Origin of the sequence: Massilia mucilaginosa (genome assembly GCF_011682145.1) — a bacterium.
In the GTDB taxonomy this organism is placed as follows: Bacteria; Pseudomonadota; Gammaproteobacteria; order Burkholderiales; family Burkholderiaceae_D; genus Telluria_A; species Telluria_A mucilaginosa.
Genome location: NZ_WHJH01000006.1, coordinates 161,035 through 179,424, shown reverse-complemented (window position 1 = coordinate 179,424; position 18,390 = coordinate 161,035). Strand labels below are relative to the sequence as shown.

18 protein-coding genes and 1 riboswitch are annotated in these 18,390 nt (G+C 64.2%); of the genes, 11 read left to right on the top strand and 7 right to left on the bottom strand.

What is annotated here, in order from left to right:
• Window position 1: 1 nt before the first annotated feature.
• The 4 genes from F2P45_RS08520 to F2P45_RS08505 all read left to right on the top strand — a co-directional run bounded on the left by F2P45_RS08520 (window position 2) and on the right by F2P45_RS08505 (window position 4,103).
• A complete protein-coding gene (locus F2P45_RS08520) occupies window positions 2–502 on the top strand; it encodes an SET domain-containing protein (RefSeq protein ID WP_166872805.1) in 501 nt (166 codons plus the stop codon).
• Between the two features lie 244 nt (window positions 503–746).
• Complete coding sequence (locus F2P45_RS08515; protein ID WP_166872803.1) at window positions 747–2,894, top strand: S46 family peptidase; 2,148 nt, start codon at window positions 747–749, stop codon at window positions 2,892–2,894.
• A 94-nt stretch (window positions 2,895–2,988) separates the two neighbouring features.
• Window positions 2,989–3,585: a nicotinamide riboside transporter PnuC gene (pnuC, locus tag F2P45_RS08510; protein WP_166872800.1), complete on the top strand. Its 597-nt coding sequence runs from the start codon at window positions 2,989–2,991 to the stop codon at window positions 3,583–3,585.
• Window positions 3,582–4,103 (top strand): AAA family ATPase, encoded by a 522-nt coding sequence (locus F2P45_RS08505; protein ID WP_166872797.1) that lies wholly within the window; start codon window positions 3,582–3,584, stop codon window positions 4,101–4,103. Before pnuC ends, F2P45_RS08505 begins: the two co-directional genes overlap by 4 nt.
• Before the next feature lie 208 nt (window positions 4,104–4,311).
• Here F2P45_RS08505 and F2P45_RS08500 read toward each other — a convergent pair whose 3' ends face one another.
• From F2P45_RS08500 to F2P45_RS08490, 3 genes are all read right to left on the bottom strand, one after another.
• Entirely contained in the window at window positions 4,312–6,420 is a 2,109-nt protein-coding gene (locus F2P45_RS08500) for a TonB-dependent siderophore receptor (protein WP_166872794.1), read from the bottom strand.
• A 77-nt stretch (window positions 6,421–6,497) separates the two neighbouring features.
• Window positions 6,498–6,596: riboswitch (TPP riboswitch) on the bottom strand.
• Window positions 6,597–6,654: 58 nt separating this feature from the next.
• Complete coding sequence (locus F2P45_RS08495; RefSeq protein WP_166872791.1) at window positions 6,655–7,812, bottom strand: iron-containing alcohol dehydrogenase; 1,158 nt, start codon at window positions 7,810–7,812, stop codon at window positions 6,655–6,657.
• A gap of 98 nt (window positions 7,813–7,910) precedes the next feature.
• Entirely contained in the window at window positions 7,911–8,438 is a 528-nt protein-coding gene (locus F2P45_RS08490; protein WP_166872788.1) for an SRPBCC family protein, read from the bottom strand.
• A gap of 142 nt (window positions 8,439–8,580) precedes the next feature.
• Between F2P45_RS08490 and F2P45_RS08485 the strand changes: the two genes are divergently transcribed.
• Complete coding sequence (locus tag F2P45_RS08485; RefSeq protein ID WP_166872785.1) at window positions 8,581–9,291, top strand: glutathione S-transferase; 711 nt, start codon at window positions 8,581–8,583, stop codon at window positions 9,289–9,291.
• 6 nt (window positions 9,292–9,297) lie between these two features.
• Here F2P45_RS08485 and F2P45_RS08480 read toward each other — a convergent pair whose 3' ends face one another.
• Window positions 9,298–10,503, bottom strand: a complete 1,206-nt coding sequence (locus tag F2P45_RS08480) for an MFS transporter (protein WP_166872782.1) — start codon at window positions 10,501–10,503, stop codon at window positions 9,298–9,300.
• 161 nt (window positions 10,504–10,664) lie between these two features.
• Between F2P45_RS08480 and F2P45_RS08475 the strand changes: the two genes are divergently transcribed.
• A complete protein-coding gene (locus F2P45_RS08475) occupies window positions 10,665–11,588 on the top strand; it encodes a LysR family transcriptional regulator (protein WP_166872779.1) in 924 nt (307 codons plus the stop codon).
• Window positions 11,589–11,609: 21 nt separating this feature from the next.
• Here the strand turns inward: F2P45_RS08475 and F2P45_RS08470 are convergent, their stop codons facing one another.
• Window positions 11,610–12,443, bottom strand: coding sequence for an SGNH/GDSL hydrolase family protein (locus F2P45_RS08470; protein WP_166872776.1), 834 nt, complete (start codon window positions 12,441–12,443; stop codon window positions 11,610–11,612).
• Between the two features lie 165 nt (window positions 12,444–12,608).
• Complete coding sequence (locus F2P45_RS08465) at window positions 12,609–13,397, bottom strand: oxygen-binding di-iron domain-containing protein (RefSeq protein ID WP_166872773.1); 789 nt, start codon at window positions 13,395–13,397, stop codon at window positions 12,609–12,611.
• A gap of 132 nt (window positions 13,398–13,529) precedes the next feature.
• Between F2P45_RS08465 and F2P45_RS08460 the strand changes: the two genes are divergently transcribed.
• Both F2P45_RS08460 and F2P45_RS08455 read left to right on the top strand, forming a co-directional pair.
• Window positions 13,530–13,847, top strand: coding sequence for a thioredoxin family protein (locus F2P45_RS08460; RefSeq protein ID WP_370663223.1), 318 nt, complete (start codon window positions 13,530–13,532; stop codon window positions 13,845–13,847).
• 119 nt (window positions 13,848–13,966) lie between these two features.
• On the top strand, window positions 13,967–14,356 hold the full coding sequence (locus tag F2P45_RS08455) for a hypothetical protein (protein ID WP_166872767.1): 390 nt from the start codon (window positions 13,967–13,969) through the stop codon (window positions 14,354–14,356).
• Between the two features lie 62 nt (window positions 14,357–14,418).
• On the opposite strand, the gene F2P45_RS08450 is transcribed toward F2P45_RS08455, so the two are convergent.
• On the bottom strand, window positions 14,419–14,787 hold the full coding sequence (locus tag F2P45_RS08450) for a YXWGXW repeat-containing protein (protein WP_166872764.1): 369 nt from the start codon (window positions 14,785–14,787) through the stop codon (window positions 14,419–14,421).
• 161 nt (window positions 14,788–14,948) lie between these two features.
• On the opposite strand from F2P45_RS08450, the gene F2P45_RS08445 reads away from it, so the two are divergent.
• From F2P45_RS08445 to F2P45_RS08435, 3 genes are read left to right on the top strand one after another with little or no spacing between them, the layout of a single operon-like run.
• Window positions 14,949–15,500 carry a TolB-like translocation protein gene (locus F2P45_RS08445; RefSeq protein ID WP_166872761.1) on the top strand — a complete coding sequence of 184 codons (552 nt, stop codon included), beginning with the start codon at window positions 14,949–14,951 and terminating at the stop codon, window positions 15,498–15,500.
• A complete protein-coding gene (locus F2P45_RS08440; RefSeq protein ID WP_166872758.1) occupies window positions 15,497–16,945 on the top strand; it encodes a flavin-containing monooxygenase in 1,449 nt (482 codons plus the stop codon). Before F2P45_RS08445 ends, F2P45_RS08440 begins: the two co-directional genes overlap by 4 nt.
• The gene (locus tag F2P45_RS08435) at window positions 16,945–18,390 is read left to right on the top strand and encodes a flavin-containing monooxygenase (protein WP_166872755.1); all 1,446 of its coding nucleotides are present in this window, start codon (window positions 16,945–16,947) and stop codon (window positions 18,388–18,390) included. Before F2P45_RS08440 ends, F2P45_RS08435 begins: the two co-directional genes overlap by 1 nt.

The following is an 18,390-nucleotide window of genomic DNA, read 5'->3' as shown; positions in this document are numbered from 1 at the left end:
GATGAACAGCACACCCTCCCAACCCAGTAAAACCGAGTCCGCCTGTTACGAAGTACGGCGCTCCGCCATCCACGGCAACGGCGTCTTTGCCACGCGCGACATCGAACCGGGCGAGCAGATCGCCGAATACACGGGCGAGCGCATCACGTCCGACGAATCGGCGCTGCGCGCCGAAGCCGGCGGCGGGCCGCTCAACCACACCTTTTTCTTTTCGCTGGCCGACGGCATGGTCATCGACGGTGGCCGTGGCGGCAACGATTCGCGCTTCATCAACCACGCCTGCGAACCGAATTGCGAGGCCCAGGAGGACGAGGGCAGGGTGTTCATCTACGCGCTGCACCCGATCATGCGCGACGAAGAACTCAAGTACAACTACGCGCTGATCTACGAAGAGCGGCATACGCCGGCTGTCAAAAAAGCCTTCGAGTGCCGCTGCGGCGCGCCCACCTGCACCGGCACCATGCTGGCGCCCAAAAAGCGCAAGCGCGCCAAAGCCGGCTGACGGCGGCCGCCACGCGCGAGGTAATTTCAGACGAGGAGGGCTGTGCCGGCATGGAGCGGTGCCGTGATTATTTGTTAACAGTTGATTGTAACGCAGGCCTTTTGGCGGTGTTAACGGTCGATGTCCGTCACGCACAGGACGCCGCGTGCGGGCGCGCGCCGTCAATACGGCGCAGACAAAATCATTTCCAGCGCTTTGCATCAGCGATATACTCCCCGCTTGCTTTTATCTTCTGGGGTATATCTTGTTGAAATCCATCGCCTTACCCGTCGCCCTGCTCGGCGTATTTGCCACCGCAAATGCCGATGAAGGCCAGTGGCAGCCATACCAGCTTCCGCAACTGTCGTCGGAACTCAAACGCATCGGCATCACCATCCCCGCCGAGAAGCTGGCCGACCTGTCCAAGCACCCCATGAGCGCCATCGTGTCGCTGGGCGGCTGCTCGGCCTCGTTCGTGTCCGGCGATGGACTGGTGGTCACCAACCACCACTGCGCCTACGGCGCCATCCAGCGCAATTCGACCGCCGACAAGAACTACATCGTGAACGGCTTCCTGGCCAAGACGCGCGACGCCGAACTGCCGGGCGGCCCGAACACGCTGGTGTACGTGACCGAAAAAGTCGAAAACGTCACCGACCGCGTGCTCAAGGGCCTGTCGCCGACCCTGTCGGGGCGCGAGCGCAATGAAGAAGTCCAGAACCGCATCAAGGCGCTGACCGCCGAATGCGAAACCGACAAGGCTTACCGCTGCTCGGTGCCGAGTTTTCACCGCGGCCTTGAGTATTACCGCATTCGCCAGCTGATGATCCGCGATGTGCGCCTGGTGTACGCGCCGTCGGACATGATCGGCAATTTTGGCGGCGAGGTCGATAACTTCGAGTGGCCGCGCCAGACCGGCGACTACTCCTTCCTGCGCGCCTACGTCGGCAAGGATGGCCGTCCGGCCGATCCATCGCCCGACAACGTGCCGTACAAGTCGAAAGACTTCCTGGTGGTGTCGGCCGAAGGCCTGAAGAACGGCGATCCGATCCTGCTGGCCGGCTATCCGGGGCGTACCAGCCGCTACAAGCTGCCGTCCGAAATCCGCTTCGCGCGCGACGCCAACTTCCCGGTGCGCGTGGCCGAGATGCAGGCCGACCTGGCCGTGATCGCCGCCGCCACCAAGGGCAACGCGGCCCACGACGTGCGCTACGCCAGCGTGGTCAAGGGCATCAATAACGTGCTCAAGAAAACCCAGGGCCTGCTCGATGGCTTCGCGCGCAAGGACATCGCCGCGATCAAGGACGTGCAGGACGCCGAGTTCCGCGCCTGGTTCAACAAGCCGGGTAACCAGAAAGACGTGTCGCCGACCTTGCTGGCCGACCTGGACGCCGCCATCGCCGCCGACATGGCGCTGTCGGAACAGGAATTCGCCTGGTCGGTCGCCGGCAACAGCGACCTGCTGAAATCGGCGCGCACGGTGTACCGCCTGGCGCTGGAAGGCGCCAAGCCCGATGCCAAACGCGAAACCGGCTACCAGGAACGCGACCTGTCGTTCATCAAGGCGCGCCTGACCCGCCTTGAGCAGTCGTATGTGGGCAGCGTGGACGAGGCGCGCTTTAGCGCCGGATTGCAGCGCTATCGGAAGCTGGCCGCGAAGATGCATCCGCAAGGCCTGGACGCATTGCTGCCGGCGCCGGATGCCATCGGCGCGCTGTACACACAGTCGGAACTGGGCGAGACGGCCAAGCGCCTTGGCTGGATCGGCAAGGATGCGGCGGCGTTTGCAAAGTCGGACGACGCCTTCATCAAGCTGGCCGTCAAGCTGCATGAGGTGACCATGGCGCTGGAAAACCGCCGCAAGGAAATCGACGGCAACCTCGAACGCATCATTCCGCAGTACATGTCGGCCGTGATCGCGTGGAAGAAGTCGCAAGGAAAACCGGTCTACGCCGATGCCAATTCGACCCTGCGCGTGACCTTCGGCACGGTGGCGCCTTACTCGGCGCGCGATGGCATCGTCAAAGGCCCGTTCACGACGGTCGAAGGCATCGCCGAGAAGCACACCGCGGCCGAGCCGTTCAACGCACCGAAGCGGCTGCTCGACGCGGTCAAGGAAAAGCGCTATGGCATGTTCAAGGACCCTGTGCTGAACACGGTGCCGGTCAACTTCCTGTCCAGCGCCGATACCACCGGCGGCAATTCCGGTTCGGCGGTGATGAACAAGCGCGGCGAACTGGTTGGCCTGAACTTCGATTCGACCTATGAATCGGTGACCAAGGACTGGTACTTCGACAGCGACATCACGCGCGCCATTCACGTGGACATCCGCTACATGCTGTGGGTGATGAAGGAAGTCGACCATGCCGACAACCTGCTCAAGGAAATGACGATCAAGTACCCGCGCAAGTAAGCCGGGTAAAGCAGTTGGGGTGGGGATGCCGTCCCCACCTTTTGGAAAGCGGCGCATACGCTACAATTGCGCCACTTTCCGCCACTCCCTCCGTATGAACGATCCTTTTGTCCTGCTTGGCCTGGCCACCACACCGCTCGAACTGACAGCGCTGGTCCTGTCGGTCATCACCGTTGTACTCAATATTCGCCAGACTCACTGGGCGTGGCTGTTCGCGATCGCCTCGTCGGCGGTCTACGGCATTGTCTTCCTTAACGCGCGCCTGTACGGCGACATGGGCTTGCAAGGCGTGTTCATCGCCGTGTCGGTATGGGGCTGGTATCAGTGGCTGTATGGCGGCGAGCAGCATGCGCCGCTCACGGCGACGTGGTCGAGCCCCGCCGGCTGGATCGGCGGGATGCTCGGCTGGCTGGTGCTGTTCGCCGCGATCGGCTATGCGCTGCGCACATTCACCGATACCGACGTGCCGCATATCGATGGTTTTTTGACGGCGGGCAGCTTGCTCGGGCAGCTGCTTTTGTCGCGCAAGAAGGTCGAAAACTGGATCGTGTGGATCGTGGTCGATGTGCTGTATGTCGGCCTGTACATCCACAAGGACCTGCATGCGACGGCGGTGCTGTATGCGGCGTTCGTGGTGATGGCGGTGTTCGGATGGCGCACCTGGGCACGCGCCGCGGGCGGCAAGCCATGATGCCGGTTTTGCGGGTCGCCATCCTGGGGGCTGAATCGTCGGGGAAGTCGACGCTGGCGTCGTCGCTGGCGTCGCATTTCGGCACCGTATGGGTGCCTGAGTATCTGCGCGAGTTTGTCGATACCACGGGGCGCGTGCCGCGCGAGGAAGATCAGTACACAATCGCGCTGACCCAGATGGCGCGCGAAGACGCGGCGGCGCGCCAGGCGACGCGCTTTCTGTTTTGCGACACCACGCCGCTGATGACGGCCATTTACAGCCGCTGGTACTGGAACCGGGTCGATGCGCAGTTGTCGGTGCTTGAGCTGCGCCATGACTACGCGATGACGTTCGTGACGGCGCCGGACGGGCCGTGGGAAGCGGACGGATTGCAGCGCGAATCGGAGGCGGTGCGCCAGACGATTCATGAGCAGGTGGTTCAGGTGCTCGATGAGCGGGAGATCGCGTATTCGCTGGTGACGGGGAGCCTGGAAGATCGAATGACGCAGGCAGTACGCCTGCTTGCATCCCTGCGCTAAGGAGTCGTTCAAGAATTACTGTAACATTTGGATCGGTTCTGGCGGGCGCGCTGCGGCGTTGCTCGTCGTCGCCATAGCTCGCTATGACTCCTCCTCGCGCCTTGCATCGCATCCCGTCAGAACCGCCCAAATGCCACAGTAATTCTTTCACGTCTCCTAAGCTGCAGGCCGTCGTCCCTGCCAGGAACGACGGTCTGCAGGGCGGTGCTTAGAAGTCGAACTGCGCCGACACCCGTACCGTGCGCGGAGCACCCGGTAGCAGATAGCCGCCCAACTCCTGCGTCACATCGCGCCAGTAGAACTTGTCGGCCACGTTGTCCAGCGTCGCGCGCACCGTCGTCGATACACCCGCGATGCGGGTTGCGTACGCGCCGCCCAGATTGAACACGCTGTACCCTGGCACCAGCGTCTTGTTCTCGATATCGAACGCCTTCTTGCCGGTGTACTGCCACATCCCGTTCACCTTCAGGCCGGGCACCGCCGGCACCGCGTATTCCAGCACGGCCGCCGTCTTGAATTTCGGTACATTGGTCACGCGCTTGCCGTCCAGCGAGGCGCTGCCGGTGCCTTCCTGCTGCGTATCGAGCGCCATCAGCGAGACGCTGTATTTCAGGTCCTTGCCAGCCTTGCCCTGCGCAGCCAGTTCCAGTCCATTGTGCTGTTGTTCGCCGCTGCGCACGAAGGTATTGGCCGCGTTGGTGTACTCCAGCCCCTTGACGATGCTGAACACCGACGCCGACATGCTGAGCGCATCATTGACCATGGCCTTGACGCCAAACTCGACCTGCTTCGAGCGGCTCGGCGCGAGCGAGGCGAATTCGTTGGCGGTGCGCTTGGGCGCCACGCCGCCGTGCTCCATGCCGTGCGCCAGCGAGCCGTACACCGTCCAGTCGGGCGTCGGGTTGTACACCAGCGCGACGTTCGGCAGCAGGAAGGTGGTGTCGGTGGTCGCATTGCGCTTGATGCCGACGTAGCGCAAGCCGGTGTGCAGCTTGAACTGCGCGCCCAGCGACAGGATATCCTGCACCACAAAGCCGCGTTCATGGTCGTTGCGGCGCTCGGTCAGCGGTCCGGTGACGCGGCTGGCGTCGACCGGCGGCACGGCCAGGTTGTTGTAGATATTGCTGAAGCCGACGTAGTCGTACACATATTCGCCCGCCTTGTCGCTGCGTTCCAGGTAGGTCGCGCCGAAGGTCAGCTCGTGGCCGATCGCGCCGGTGGCGAACTTGCCTTGCAATAGGGCCTGCGCGCCGAGCGGCGACTTGCGCTCGCCCACGCTCTGGTAGTCGTAGACGTCGTAGTCGCCATTGGTGCAGTAACCCGGATAGAAGCCTTCGCCTTCGTTGCCGCAGCCGTAAGGGAATGCGGTGAAGTCGTCGCGCTTGAATTCGTGCTTGTTGGCGCTGACGGTGGTGCGCCAGGCGTCGTTGATCTGGTATTCGAAGCGCAGGCCGATATTGCTGCTGCGCGTGTCGACCGGCTTGGTCCACGGCTGGTTGTTCAACAGGGTCTTGGCCGAGATATTGGTCGGCAGCGCGACGCCGCGAATGAGCTGGTAGCCCGGCGCGGTGATCTGCGATTTCTTCTGGTAGTCCATGTCGAGCTGCAGCAGCGCCTGCGGCGAGATCTGCCAGTCGAACGCGCCCGAGACGAACGAGCGCTCGCCGTCGGCGCCCTTGACGTAGGAACGCAGGCGCTCGCCGGCGGCGTTGACGCGGTAGCCGAAGCGCTTGTCGTCGAAGCGGCCGCCCAGGTCGACCGCGCCGTACACGGTGCCGCGCTCGCGCGCTTCCACGGTGACCGAGCGCAGTGGCGCCGCGGTCGGGCGTTTGAGCGCGTAGTTGACGATGCCGCCCGGCGCGGTCACGCCAGCCTGCAGGCCCGACAAGCCCTTGAGGATTTCGATGCGCTCCTTGTTTTCGAGCGGGATCTGGGTGTCGCCCGAGATGGCGATGCCATCCTTGCGGTAGCTGGCGCCGTTGTCGAGCATGAAGCCGCGGATCGAGAACTGTTCGGCGTAGCCGACGGCGTTGTACGAGTCGCTGACGCTGGCGTCGAACTTCATGGCGTCGGTGCTGTTGCGGATGCTGTAGTCCTGCATCTGCTCGCGCCCGATGGAGACCACCGTGGCCGGCGTGTACAGCAGCGGCGTGTCGGAGAATCCGGCCACGCCGGCGCGGTCGGCAGCGACCTGCTTGGCGCCTGTGACGACGACTTCAGGCATCGATTGCGAGCTCGTTTGCGCGTGGGCGGAAAAGGCGAATGCCTGGACGATGGCCAGGGCGGTGACGGACTGCTTGAATTTTGGCGATGACATAGTGTGCTCGTATTACGCGCCGGCGTGCGGGGCGTTGCTTGAAAAAGCCGGAGCCAACGGGGGGAGCAAACAAAGGAGGGAACTACTTTGCGCTTTCCTTCGCTGGCATTATCCAGATCAGGTACGGAGGGTATCTCTCACCCGGAAAATACATTCCAGGACCCCTAGCGAAGGTCGATTTTATCACAGCTGGCGGGTGTGCAGAAGGCCCGCGCCAGCGGTGCGTGGTGCGGCTTACAGGCTCATTTCCAGTACTTTGCGGCTGACCTCGAGCGTGACGTCGCGCTGCTCGCCGAGTTTGACCATGCGGTGCGCCTCTAAAGCAGCCAGCACGCCGTCGACGTCCTTCGCGCCCAGGCCGTAGTCGCCGAGGCGGGTCTTGACGCCCATCTGTTCGAAGAATTCTTCGGTGCGGGTGATGGCCGCCTCGATGCGGGTGTCTTCGTCGCCGCCGGACAGGTTCCATACGCGCTCGGCGAATTGCAGCAGCTTGGCGCGCTTGGCTTCCTTGCGTACGCGCAGCATGCTTGGCAGGACGACGGCCAGCGTTTGCGCGTGATCGAGGTTGTGCAGCGCGGTCAGCTCGTGGCCGATCATGTGGGTGGCCCAGTCCTGCGGCACGCCGGCGCCGATCAGGCCATTCAAGGCCAGGGTGGCGGTCCACATGATGTTGGCGCGCACGTCGTAATCATCCGGATTGGCCAGCGCCTGCGGACCTTCTTCGATGAGCGTGAGCAGCAGGCCTTCGGCAAAGCGGTCCTGGACTTTGGCGCCCACCGGGTAGGTCATGTACTGTTCCATCACGTGCGCAAAGGCGTCCACCACGCCGTTGCCGACCTGGCGCGTGGGCAGCGAATAGGTTTTGCTCGGATCGAGCACGGCGAAGGCGGGGAAGCATTTGCGGCTCATGAACGAAAACTTCTCGTGGGTCGACTTGCGGGTGACGACGCCGCCGCTGTTCATTTCGGAGCCGGTGGCGGGCAGGGTCAGCACCGCGCCGAACGGCAGGGCGGCGGTGATGTTCGATCCGCGCTTTTCGAGGATGGTCCACGGGTCGGCGTCGAGCAGGGCGCCGGCGGCGATGAACTTGGTGCCGTCGATGACCGAGCCGCCGCCCACGGCGAGCAGGAAGTCGATTTTCTCGGCCTTGACCTGGGCGATGGCGCGCATCAGCGTTTCGTAGCTGGGATTCGGTTCGATGCCTGCGAATTCGGTGACGGTAAAGCCGGCCAGCGCGGCCATGACCTCGTCGTGGACGCCGTTCTGTTTGATGCTGCCGCCGCCATACACCAGCAGCACGCGCGCGGACGCGGGAATGTGTTTGGAAATCGCGGCGATCTGGCCCTGGCCGAACAGGATCTGGGTCGGATTGTAGAAGTCGAAGTTAAGCAAAATGGATCCTCGTGTTGGCTCGATGATGATGCACGATTATCGCTCAAGCACGGGATTCTTGCGGGGAACGGCCCAAAAACGCGGCGCATCCCGGCGCGCTACTTTTCCGCCACGGCTTTCAGGTTGGCCAGTCCTTTGTCGAAATCCTTGCCGATGATCCGGTCCATGCTCATGAAGACGCTCATGACTTTCGAGATGAAGGGCATCGGACCGGACATGGTCCAGCTCACCTGCGTTTGCCCATCCTTGGGCACGAGCGTGAATTCGGTCATGTTGGACGTTTCGAACGGCTTGATGAAATCGAGCTTGATCACGACTTTGGCCGGCGGCGCGAATTCGATGATTTCCATCCTGCCGGCGCCGACGTCGTCATTGCCGGTCCACGCGTACAGCGCGCCTTTGCCGCTCGGCGCGCCGCTGTGGACGCGCTGCATGCTTGGGTCGAGCCGTTCCCATGGCGACCAGCTCTGCCACTGCCGGAAATCGCCGACCAGGCCCAGGATTTTCTCCGGCGGCGCCTGGATGGCTACCGAACGGGTCACGGAAAATGTGTCCGGCTGCATCGCCGCCATGCCCAGAATGCCAATGATCAAGACCACCAGCACCAGTGCGATCCTTCTGATCATGTGCGTTCCCCTTGTATATATCGGTTAGGTTGGAGCAGGCGCTGTCGGATTGGCAGCATTGGCAGATTAGCACGGCGTGCGCGGCCTGTTCAAGCGAATCGGCGATAATCGCCGCACAAGCGATCCACGCACGGGAGGCGCGATGACGTACGAACTTTACTACTGGCCGACGCTCCAGGGACGCGGCGAATTCGTTCGCCTGGCGCTGGAGGAAGCGGGCGTGGCGTATGTGGACGTCGGGCGCCAGAAAAACGGCGCCGACAAAGTCGCGGCCGCGCTTGCCGCTCAGGCGACCCCGGCGTTCGCGCCGCCGTTTCTCAAGGCCGACGCCCTGACCATTGGCCAGACGGCGAACATGTTGCTGTATCTGGGCGCGCGCCACGGCCTGGCGCCACGGGCGCAAGCGGGCCGCCTGTGGACCCATCAGTTGCAACTGACCATTGCCGACCTCGTCAACGAAGCGCACGATACGCACCATCCGGTGGGCGTGTCGCGGTACTACGAAGACCAGAAAAAGGAGGCCAAACGGCGCGCCGCCGACTTTTTGGGGAACCGGATACCCAAGTTCTTGTCTTACTTCGAGGGCGTGCTGCGGCAGCCCACGCGCCGCGGCGGCTTTTTGGTGGGCACGCGTCTGTCCTATGCGGATTTGTCGATGTTCCAGGTGATGGAGGGCTTGCGCTATGCGTTTCCCAAGGCAATGAAGCGGCTGGAAGGCGACTATCCGGGGCTGGTGGCCTTGCACGATCAGGTGGCGCAGCGGCCGAATATTGCCGCCTACCTGGCGTCGAAGCGCCGGATTGCGTTCAACGAAGAGGGGATTTTCCGGCATTATCCGGAGCTGGACCGCTGACCACGCCTAGTGCGCCCCGACCGCGCGGCTTGTGCCCGCCACATGCACCAGCCCGTCGCGACGGTCCAGCCAGCCAGCGAGCGTGGTCAGTCCCAGCGCGCCGACCACGACAATGGCGCCGATCCATGGCGTGGCCATCAGGCCCAGGTGCGCCACGATCAGCCCGCCGCCCCAGGCGCCGAGGGCGATGCCGACGTTGAATGCGGCGATATTCAGGCCCGATGCCACGTCGACCGCCTGCGGCGCGTCACGCTCGGCGCGCTGCACCACATAGACCTGCAATCCCGGCACATTGCCGAACGCCACCGCGCCCCACAGCAGCACCGTGCCCAGCGCCAGCCACGTGTTCGATGCAGTAAACGTCAGCAACAGCAAGACGGCGGCCAGCAGCGCAAAGACAATCTGCAAGGCCTTGATCGGGCCTTTCTTGTCGGCCAGTTTGCCGCCCCAGATATTGCCGAACGCAACCGACACGCCGTACACCAGCATCACCAGGCTCACGCTCGACGCCGAGAAGCCTGACACGTCCTGCAGGATCGGCGCCAGATAGGTGAACGCGATGAACGTGCCGCCGTAGCCGAGGGTGGTCATGGCATACACCAGCAGCAGGCGCGGTTTCCTGAGCACGGCCAGTTGCGTGAGCAGGCTCGCCGGTGGGCTCATGGCGATGGTCGACGGCACCAGGACATAGCTGCCGATGAACGCAATCACTCCCAGCAGCGAGACCGCAAGAAAGGTCGATTGCCAGCCGAAACTCTGTCCGATCCAGGTTCCCAGCGGCACGCCGGTGACCAGCGCGACGGTCAGGCCGGTAAACATCAGGGCAATGGCGCTGGCGGCTTTTTCTTTGCCGACCAGGCTGGTGGCGATGGTGGAGCCGATCGAGAAAAACACGCCGTGCGCCAGGCCGGTCAGCACGCGCGCGGCCATCAGGGCGTAGTAGCCGGGCGCCATCCAGGCCACCAGGTTGCCCAGGGTGAACAGTGCCATCAAACCCAGCAGCAAGTGCTTGCGCGGCACGCGGCCGGTGAGGGCGGTCAGCACCGGCGCGCCGATGGCCACGCCAAGCGCATACAGGCTCACCAGCAAGCCGGCCGAGGGAAGCGATACGCCGAGGCTGGCGGCAATGGTGGGAATGAGGCCGACGATGACGAATTCGGTGGTCCCGATGGCGAAAGCGCTGAGTGTCAGCGCCCAGAGTGCGAGTGGCATGGATTCTCCAGTTGAGGCGGTGTGCGATGGCATGCAGTCTGCGCCCAAGGACCGTGAAGAAAAATGCCTCGCAGCACACTATACTTTTGACTCCGAGTCACTAATCAACATGGCTGGCGGGGTCATCCCGGTACAATGGCTTTTTGACTGTGGAGAAAGACATGATCGACGTCGACGCGCTCAGGGCGTTTGCCGCAGTCATCGATACCGGTTCATTTTCGGCCGCCGCCGAACGTCTCGGGCAAACGCCGTCGGGCATCAGCCGCGCCATTGCCCGGCTCGAATCGCAGCTGGGCCTGACCTTGATGCACCGCACGACGCGGCGCCAGGACCTGACCGAAGAGGGCGACTGGCTGCTCGGCCGCGCCCGCACGATCCTGGCCGAGCTGGAAGATACCGAAGCACAAGTATCGGCGCGCCGCTCGCAGCCATCGGGCCTGGTGCGCGTCAACGCCGCCACACCCGCGCTCGATCATCTGGTGGCGCCGCTGGTGCCGGCCTTTCTCGACGCCTACCCGCTGATCCGGCTCGAACTGGCCAGCGGCGAAACCGTGGTCGACCTGATCGAAGAGCGGGCCGATGTGGCCATTCGGATCGGCCAACTGGCCGATTCCAGCCTCAACGCGCGCCGCCTCGGGAGCAGCGCGCTGCGGCTGCTGGCCGCGCCGTCCTACCTGGCGCGGCACGGCACGCCTGCCACGGTGCAAGAATTGGCGGCGCATCGCCTGCTCGGCTTCAGCGCGCCCGCCTCGCTCAACACCTGGCCGCTGGCGGACGCGGGTAGCGACCCGGGTGGCGACCCGGGTAGCGACGGCGTGACGGTGACGCCGGCGGTGCTGGCGTCCAGTGGGGAAACCTTGCGCCATCTGGTGCTGGCGGGCGCGGGCATTGCATGCCTGGCGGATTTTATGACGCGCGCCGATGTCGAGGCGGGCAGGCTGGTGCCCGTGCTCGGTCCGCTGACCCTGCCGTGGTCGCAGCCGGTATGGGCCGTGTTCTACAAGCAGGGCGCGCTGGCGCCGCGGGTGGCGGCGCTTGTCGATTTCCTGGCGGACCGGCTCGGCGCGACGGTGCTGACGCGCTGAGCCTGCCCGCGTGACCGTGATTTAGCGGTCGAGCGTGCGCAAGTGCCTGGCGATCACATCGGCCGCTTTCTCGGCGCTGGCGACATCCGGATGAATGCCATCGCCGATGTGCGTGTAATCCTTCCAGATATCGAGCACGATCGCGCCCGGCAGCTCGGCCTTGAGGCGCGTGCTGCTCAGGGTCCGCAGCTGCTTGTAATCGGATTCGCCGATCACCCACGCCAGGCCGAACGCGGCCTGGAACTTCGGCAGGTCCAGATTGTCATACTGTGGAGGGATGTCGAAGATCGGCGTGAGTCCTTTTGCCAGCGCAAATTTGCCCACGGCGACGAGGCGGTCGACGCTCGCGTTCATGTCATTGAGCGTGCAGGGCTGCGATTCCGACTGCGGCACGCCGGCCGCGTCGGCGTGCAGGCAATCGTTGGCGGTGGTCACGACAACGTAGCTGGCCGTGTGCTGGCTGAAGGTCGGCGGCATGGCCACGCGCGAGAGCGCACGGTCGAGCTGGGTCTGGTAGCTGTCCCAGCCGGCCGGTCCGCAGGTGGCGGCGCCGGGCGCGCAGAACGGGTGCGCAAAGGTGCCCGCGCCGGCCTGCGCCTCGTTGATCACATAGCCGGGCAGTTTGCGGTGGCGGGTCAGCGCCTGCCCCAGGCTGAGGTAATTGCCGAAGCCGACGGCAACGCCGCCGAGCGGCGCATCGGCGCCGTGGTAGGGCGTTTTACCTTCGGCAAACGAGGCGCCGATCAGCAGCAGGGGATGTTGCGAAGGAGGGGGCTGGGACGGTTTTTGCTGGGCGAACGACGATTGAGCAAGCAGCAGACTGCAAGCGGCAACAAGCCATGTTTGAATGTGCATTACCAGAGTGACTCCCAAAGTGACTGCCGCCGCGCAAGGTGCACGGCGGATCAGTGAACGATCGACATTGCACGGCAGGAAGACCGGCACGCTTCCCCTGCTGTGTAAGTACGATACTACTTCGGCAATCCTGTTGTTTCAAAAAATATTTTTATTGGGCAATAATCAAAGGCTGATGGTGATCTTGCGCGGCGCCTGGTACATTTCCTGGGTCATCAGATCGACGCCGCAGGGCAGGGATTCAATCCAGTCGAGGAAGCGCCCGATCATGTCGCGGCCCTTGAACGGCGCGCCGTGCTGCGGCACCATCCATTCCGGATCGAGCTTGCGCACCATCTCGACCCAGTAGCGGCAGACTTTGTTCGAGACCATGTAGCGCGAGTGAAAACCGTGCATGTAGGGCAGATGCTTGTCGAAATCCTGCACCGGGCCCATTGCCTGGCCTTCCGGCAGCATTGACGCGCCCATGTCGCCCGAGAACAAAATGCGGCTGACCGGATCGTAAAACTGGAAGTTGCCTTCCGCATGCAGAAAGTGGGCCGGCAGGATCTGGAATTCGGTGTCGCCCAGCGGCAAAAGACTGCCTTCGTCCGGAATCGCGATGATGCGGCCCTCGGTTTTGCCCTGCGCGCAAAAGTGCGGCACGAAGCGCGACCAGATCGACGAGATCAGCAGCTTGGTATCGGAACCTGCCAGCCAGCGCGGCAGCGAGGCGATGATATCGGGGTCGGCGTGCGAAGCGAATACATAGCGGAGCTGTTTTGGTGGAAAATACTTGCTCATTCCAATGTACAGATCGTTGTAGGTCAGCACCCCGCCCGGGTCGAGCAGGATGCCGGTGCCATCCTGGACAATCAAAAACTGGTTCGACTGGACCGAGGCCTCGCCTTCGTCGACCAGATCGGAGAACATCAGGCAGATGTGCTTGCCATTATTGAACAGTTCGATAGCCATGATAACCCTACCTATGAAAGGGTTTATTGTAGACCTCTAATTGGTTCTTGGCAATGTTTCCAATTCAAACTTGTGAGTCGTGCAGCCCGGTGCGGGGTTTTGCGGTAGGCTGATGCGAATGACCTCAGGAGCATCCGCATGAGCACACCCTATTCCCCGGCGCAGCCGGAACGCAGCGAGATCGATGCCACGCCCGGCGTGGTGGTGCTGGACTTCGGCACCGACTGGTGCGGCCATTGCCGCGCGGCGGCGCCGCTGATCGAACAGGCGCTTGCCGCCGCGCCCGACGCGCGCCATATCAAGGTCGAGGACGGCAGCGGCCGCAAGCTGGGCCGCTCGTTCAAGGTCAAGCTGTGGCCGACGGTCATCGTGGTCAAGGATGGCAAAGAGGTCGCGCGCGTGGTGCGCCCGGATGATGTGGCCGAGGTGCGCAAGGCGCTCGACGGGTAGCGACGGCTATCAGCGCGGCCGCTGGCGGCAGGCTTGCGCAGGGGCGCTTCGCAGGGCCGTTTCAATTGCGGGTCAGGCAGTCGCGCAATGTTGTTTTATGTGTTACGGTTGAGGAATCGATGCTGCTAAAAAATGCGGCAACCCGCGCCCACGAGGACATCATGATCTTTGCCGCCGATACCGAAGAATGTTCGCTGCTCGTCTTCCCAGACGCGCTGACAGCGTCCGTCTACTGCGACGCGGTCGATGTCGAGGCAAGCTTGTGGCGTTTTTGGGATGATGAGGGGGCGCCGCTGATGCCGGCCTTCCTCGTGCCCAACGAGCGGCATTTGTTCACCACCACCACGGGCGTGTACAGCCTGGTTCCGGTGAACGAGGGACACTATGAATTTTTGTGGGATGCGCTACGGCATATCCGCCAGGTGATCGGGGAAATGCCGTTTACCGATGTGCGCGCCGTACGCGATTATCTGGTCATGCAATGCGGCGGACAGGCTTCTCCGGCCTGAAGCAGGCCTTGCAAGCCGCCGCCGCCGCGCAGGGGGGCATTGCCTCCCGCGCGGACAATCAATTACTGGCGATTCGGATTGTTGGGGCGCTCGTCGCGACGATTCGGTACGCCGTCGCCATCATTGTCGCGCTGTCCGCGTGCCCAGTTACCGCGCTGCATTTCCCAGCGTCCATCACGCTCCTGCCAGGCCGGCGCGGTGTAATGGTAGCCCTTGCGGTCGCGAATCCAGGTGCCGCGCACCCAGACGTGGTGATTGTTGCGCCAGTCCCAGTGTCCGGGTGCCCATACATAACCGCGGCGTGGCGCCGGCATGCGTTCGGCACGCGGCTCGGGCGGCGCTTCGCGCACGATGATCACCGCCGAGATGGCGGGAGCGGCAACGCTGCCGAGCGAGCCGGCGATCAGGGCGGCAATTATCAGTTTTTTCATCATCTTCTTCTCCTGGTATCGAATAGTGTCTCACTGTTATACAGCTTGCATAAGTGCATGTATGTGCGAATTCGCGCATAGCGTTACCTTTGCAAAACGTTGACATTTGCGTGGCCCGGGCCTATCGTCATCGCCACCAACACCACACGAGAGCGAGCTTCATGATCCTGCGCACCACTGCCATCGTCCTGGCCGGCTTGCTGGCGCTGCCCTGCCGCGCGGCCCCCGCCAGCGACGCGCGCGACGCTTTTTTCGCCAACCTCGGCAAACTCTGCGGCGCCGTCTACGCAGGCGCGTCGGTCGCGCCCGATGACGGCGGCGAGGCCTTCGCCGGCAAGAAGCTGGTCGCCACCGTCAGCGCCTGCAACGCCAGCGAGATCCGGATTCCCTTCGTCGTCGGCGAGGACGCCTCGCGCACCTGGATCGTCACCCGCACCCCGTCCGGCCTGACCCTGCAGCACGACCACCGCCACGCCGACGGCTCGCCCGACGAACAAACCATGTACGGCGGCGCCGCCGGCAGCGACGGCAGCGCCATCGCCCAGATGTTTCGCGCCGACGCTTACACGGCCAGGCTGATTCCCGCCGCCGCCACCAACGTCTGGACGCTCTCGGTCTCGCCGGACGGGCGCAAACTCAGTTATGTGTTAGAGCGCGACGGCAAACCGCGCTTCAGGGCCGAGCTGCTGCAAACGCGTGTGCCCAACCGATGACCGCACCGCAGTTCGAGGTGGTCGTCATCGGCAGCGGCTTCGGTGGCCTGTGCGCCGCCGTGAAGCTCAAGCAGGCCGGCATCGACAATTTTGTCATCCTCGAAAAAGACGCGCAGTTCGGCGGCACCTGGCAAGTCAACACCTATCCCGGCTGCGCGGTCGACATTCCCAGCCAGGTGTATTCGTTTTCGTTCGCGCCCAACCCGCACTGGACGCGCCGCCTGGCCAGCCAGTCCGAACTGCTCGACTACACGCGCGCCATCGTGCGCGATTTCGGCCTTGGGCCGCACCTGCGCCTCGGGGTCGCCTACGAAGGCGCGCAGTTCGAGGAGGAGGGCGGCTACTGGCAGGTGCGCACCAGCGCCGGGCCAATCAGCGCCAAGAGCGTGGTCTCGGCCCTGGGCGCGATGAACCGCGCGGCGATACCGGCCTTGCCCGGCATCGACACGTTTGCCGGCACGGCGTTTCATTCGAGCCGCTGGAACCACGACGTGGACCTGCGCGGCAAGCGCGTGGCGGTGATCGGCAACGGCGCCAGCGCGATCCAGTTCATCCCGAAGATTGCGCCCATCGTCGCGCAGCTCGATGTGTACCAGCGCACCGCGCAGTGGATCGTGCCGCGCCACGACCGCGCCATCGGCCCGCGCGAACGTTCGCTGCTGGCCAGGATCGCGCCGATCCGCCTCTTGTACCGCGCCTTCAACTACACCCTGTATGAAATCAACGCGCCGCTGTACGTGTTTTTCCCGCGCCTGTTCCGCCTCGCGCAGGCGGTCGGCCTGCGCCACCTGCACCGCCAGGTGACCGATCCGCTGCTGCGGCGCCAGCTCACGCCCGGCTACACCATGGGCTGCAAGCGGGTGCTGGTCATGAGCGGCTACTACCCGGCGCTCACGCGCCCCAACGTCAGCCTGGTCACCAGCGCGGTGGCGCAGGTGCGCGCCAACAGCATCGTCGATGCCGACGGCGGCGAGCGAGCGGTCGATGTGTTGATCTACGCGACCGGCTTTCATGTGGGGCACGCGCCCGGTGCCGTCGAGGTGCGCGGGCGCGGCGGCAAGCGCCTGTTCGAGCATGACCAGGACTGCTACAAGGGCTGCGCCGTGGCCGGCTTTCCGAACTACTTCACCGTCACCGGGCCGAATAGCGGGCTGGGTCACAATTCGATGATCTACATGATCGAGTCGAGCGTGAACTACGTGGTCGAGGCCGTCAAGGCGATCCGTGCGCGGGGCCTGCACTCGGTCGAGGTCAAGGCGGAGGTGCAGCGCGACTTTGTGGCAAAGGTCCAGCGCAAGCTGCGCGGCACGATCTGGAACAGCGGCTGCAAGAGCTGGTACCTCGATGGGCGCGGGCGCAATTACGCGGCCTGGCCGGGCTTTACCTTCACCTATCGCTGGGCCACGCGCCGTTTCGACATCGGCAACTACGTGGTGCGCACCTGATGGCCGCGCCCGAGTTCGAGGTCATCGTCATCGGCAGCGGCTTCGGCGGCCTGTGCGCCGGGGTGCGGCTCAAGCAGGCCGGCATCGACAACTTCGTCATCCTCGAAAAGGACAAGGACTTCGGCGGCACCTGGTGGGTAAACACCTATCCCGGCTGCGCGGTCGACATTCCCAGCCATCTGTATTCGTTCTCGTTCGCGCCCAATGCGCGCTGGACGCGCCGTTTCGCCGGCCAGGATGAACTGCTGGCCTACACCCGTTCGGTGGTGCGCGACTTCGGCCTGGCGCCGCACCTGCGCCTGGGCACCGCGTTCGACGGCGCGCAGTTCGACGAGGAGGGCGGCTACTGGCTGGTGCGCACCAGCGCCGGCGCGCTGACCACCCGCTCGGTCATCAGCGCGCCCGGTGCCCTGAGCCGCGCAGCCATGCCGGCCCTGCCGGGACTGGACGGCTTTGCGGGCGCCAGTTTTCACTCCAGCCGCTGGGATCACGCGGTCGATTTGCGCGGCAAGCGCGTGGCCGTCATCGGCAACGGCGCCAGTGCGATCCAGTTCATTCCGCGGATTGCGCCGCTTGTGGCGCAGCTCGACGTCTATCAGCGCACGCCGCAATGGATCATGCCGCGTCCGGACCGCATGATCGGCCCGCGCGAGCGCGCGCTGCTGGCGCGCGTGGCGCCGCTGCGGCTCGCCTACCGCGCGCTGAACTATCTGCTGTACGAATCGCGCGCGCCGCTGTTCCTGTACACGCCGCGCCTGCTGGCGCTGCCCCAGTGGGTGGCGCGGCGGCATCTGGCGCGCCAGATCGCCGATCCGCTGCTGCGGCGCCAGCTCACGCCGGCCTACAAGATGGGCTGCAAGCGCGTGCTGATGGCGAACGATTTTTATCCGGCCCTGACGCGCCCCAACGTGCAGCTGGTCACGGACAGCATCAGCCAGGTCGGCGCCAGCGCCATCGCCACCGCCGGCGGCGCCGAACGGGCGGCCGACGTGATCATCTTCGCCACCGGGTTCGAGGTCGAGCGCGTGCTCAATGCCGTCGATGTGCGCGGACGCGCCGGCAAGCGCATGTTCGCCGACAGCCTGGAAGCCTACAAGGGCTGCACGGTGGCCGGCTTTCCCAACTACTTCACGATTGTCGGGCCGAACACGGGCCTGGGCCACAGTTCGATGATCTACATGATCGAGGCCGCCGTGAACTACGCGGTCGACGCCATCAAGACCATCCGCGCGCGCAAGCTGCTGTCGGTCGAGGTGAAGGAAGAGGCGCAGCGCGCCTGGAACGACAAGCTGCGGCGCAGGCTGCGCGGCGGCGTGTGGAGCAGCGGCTGCAAGAACTGGTACCTCGATGGTCAGGGCCGCAATTACGCCATCTGGCCGGGCTTTACCTTTGCCTACCGCTGGGCCACACGCCGTTTCGACAGCGAGAACTACACCCTGCGTTGA

What these genes read in the sequence shown, in the direction of transcription:
- F2P45_RS08520 (WP_166872805.1), top strand. Translation starts at nt 2, where the DNA reads ATGAACAGCACACCCTCCCAACCCAGTAAAACCGAGTCCGCCTGTTAC.
- pnuC (WP_166872800.1), top strand. Translation starts at nt 2,989, where the DNA reads ATGAACGATCCTTTTGTCCTGCTTGGCCTGGCCACCACACCGCTCGAA.
- F2P45_RS08505 (WP_166872797.1), top strand. Translation starts at nt 3,582, where the DNA reads ATGATGCCGGTTTTGCGGGTCGCCATCCTGGGGGCTGAATCGTCGGGG.
- F2P45_RS08500 (WP_166872794.1), bottom strand. Translation starts at nt 6,420, where the DNA reads ATGTCATCGCCAAAATTCAAGCAGTCCGTCACCGCCCTGGCCATCGTC.
- F2P45_RS08490 (WP_166872788.1), bottom strand. Translation starts at nt 8,438, where the DNA reads ATGATCAGAAGGATCGCACTGGTGCTGGTGGTCTTGATCATTGGCATT.
- F2P45_RS08485 (WP_166872785.1), top strand. Translation starts at nt 8,581, where the DNA reads ATGACGTACGAACTTTACTACTGGCCGACGCTCCAGGGACGCGGCGAA.
- F2P45_RS08480 (WP_166872782.1), bottom strand. Translation starts at nt 10,503, where the DNA reads ATGCCACTCGCACTCTGGGCGCTGACACTCAGCGCTTTCGCCATCGGG.
- F2P45_RS08475 (WP_166872779.1), top strand. Translation starts at nt 10,665, where the DNA reads ATGATCGACGTCGACGCGCTCAGGGCGTTTGCCGCAGTCATCGATACC.
- F2P45_RS08470 (WP_166872776.1), bottom strand. Translation starts at nt 12,443, where the DNA reads ATGCACATTCAAACATGGCTTGTTGCCGCTTGCAGTCTGCTGCTTGCT.
- F2P45_RS08465 (WP_166872773.1), bottom strand. Translation starts at nt 13,397, where the DNA reads ATGGCTATCGAACTGTTCAATAATGGCAAGCACATCTGCCTGATGTTC.
- F2P45_RS08455 (WP_166872767.1), top strand. Translation starts at nt 13,967, where the DNA reads ATGCTGCTAAAAAATGCGGCAACCCGCGCCCACGAGGACATCATGATC.
- F2P45_RS08450 (WP_166872764.1), bottom strand. Translation starts at nt 14,787, where the DNA reads ATGAAAAAACTGATAATTGCCGCCCTGATCGCCGGCTCGCTCGGCAGC.
- F2P45_RS08445 (WP_166872761.1), top strand. Translation starts at nt 14,949, where the DNA reads ATGATCCTGCGCACCACTGCCATCGTCCTGGCCGGCTTGCTGGCGCTG.
- F2P45_RS08440 (WP_166872758.1), top strand. Translation starts at nt 15,497, where the DNA reads ATGACCGCACCGCAGTTCGAGGTGGTCGTCATCGGCAGCGGCTTCGGT.
- F2P45_RS08435 (WP_166872755.1), top strand. Translation starts at nt 16,945, where the DNA reads ATGGCCGCGCCCGAGTTCGAGGTCATCGTCATCGGCAGCGGCTTCGGC.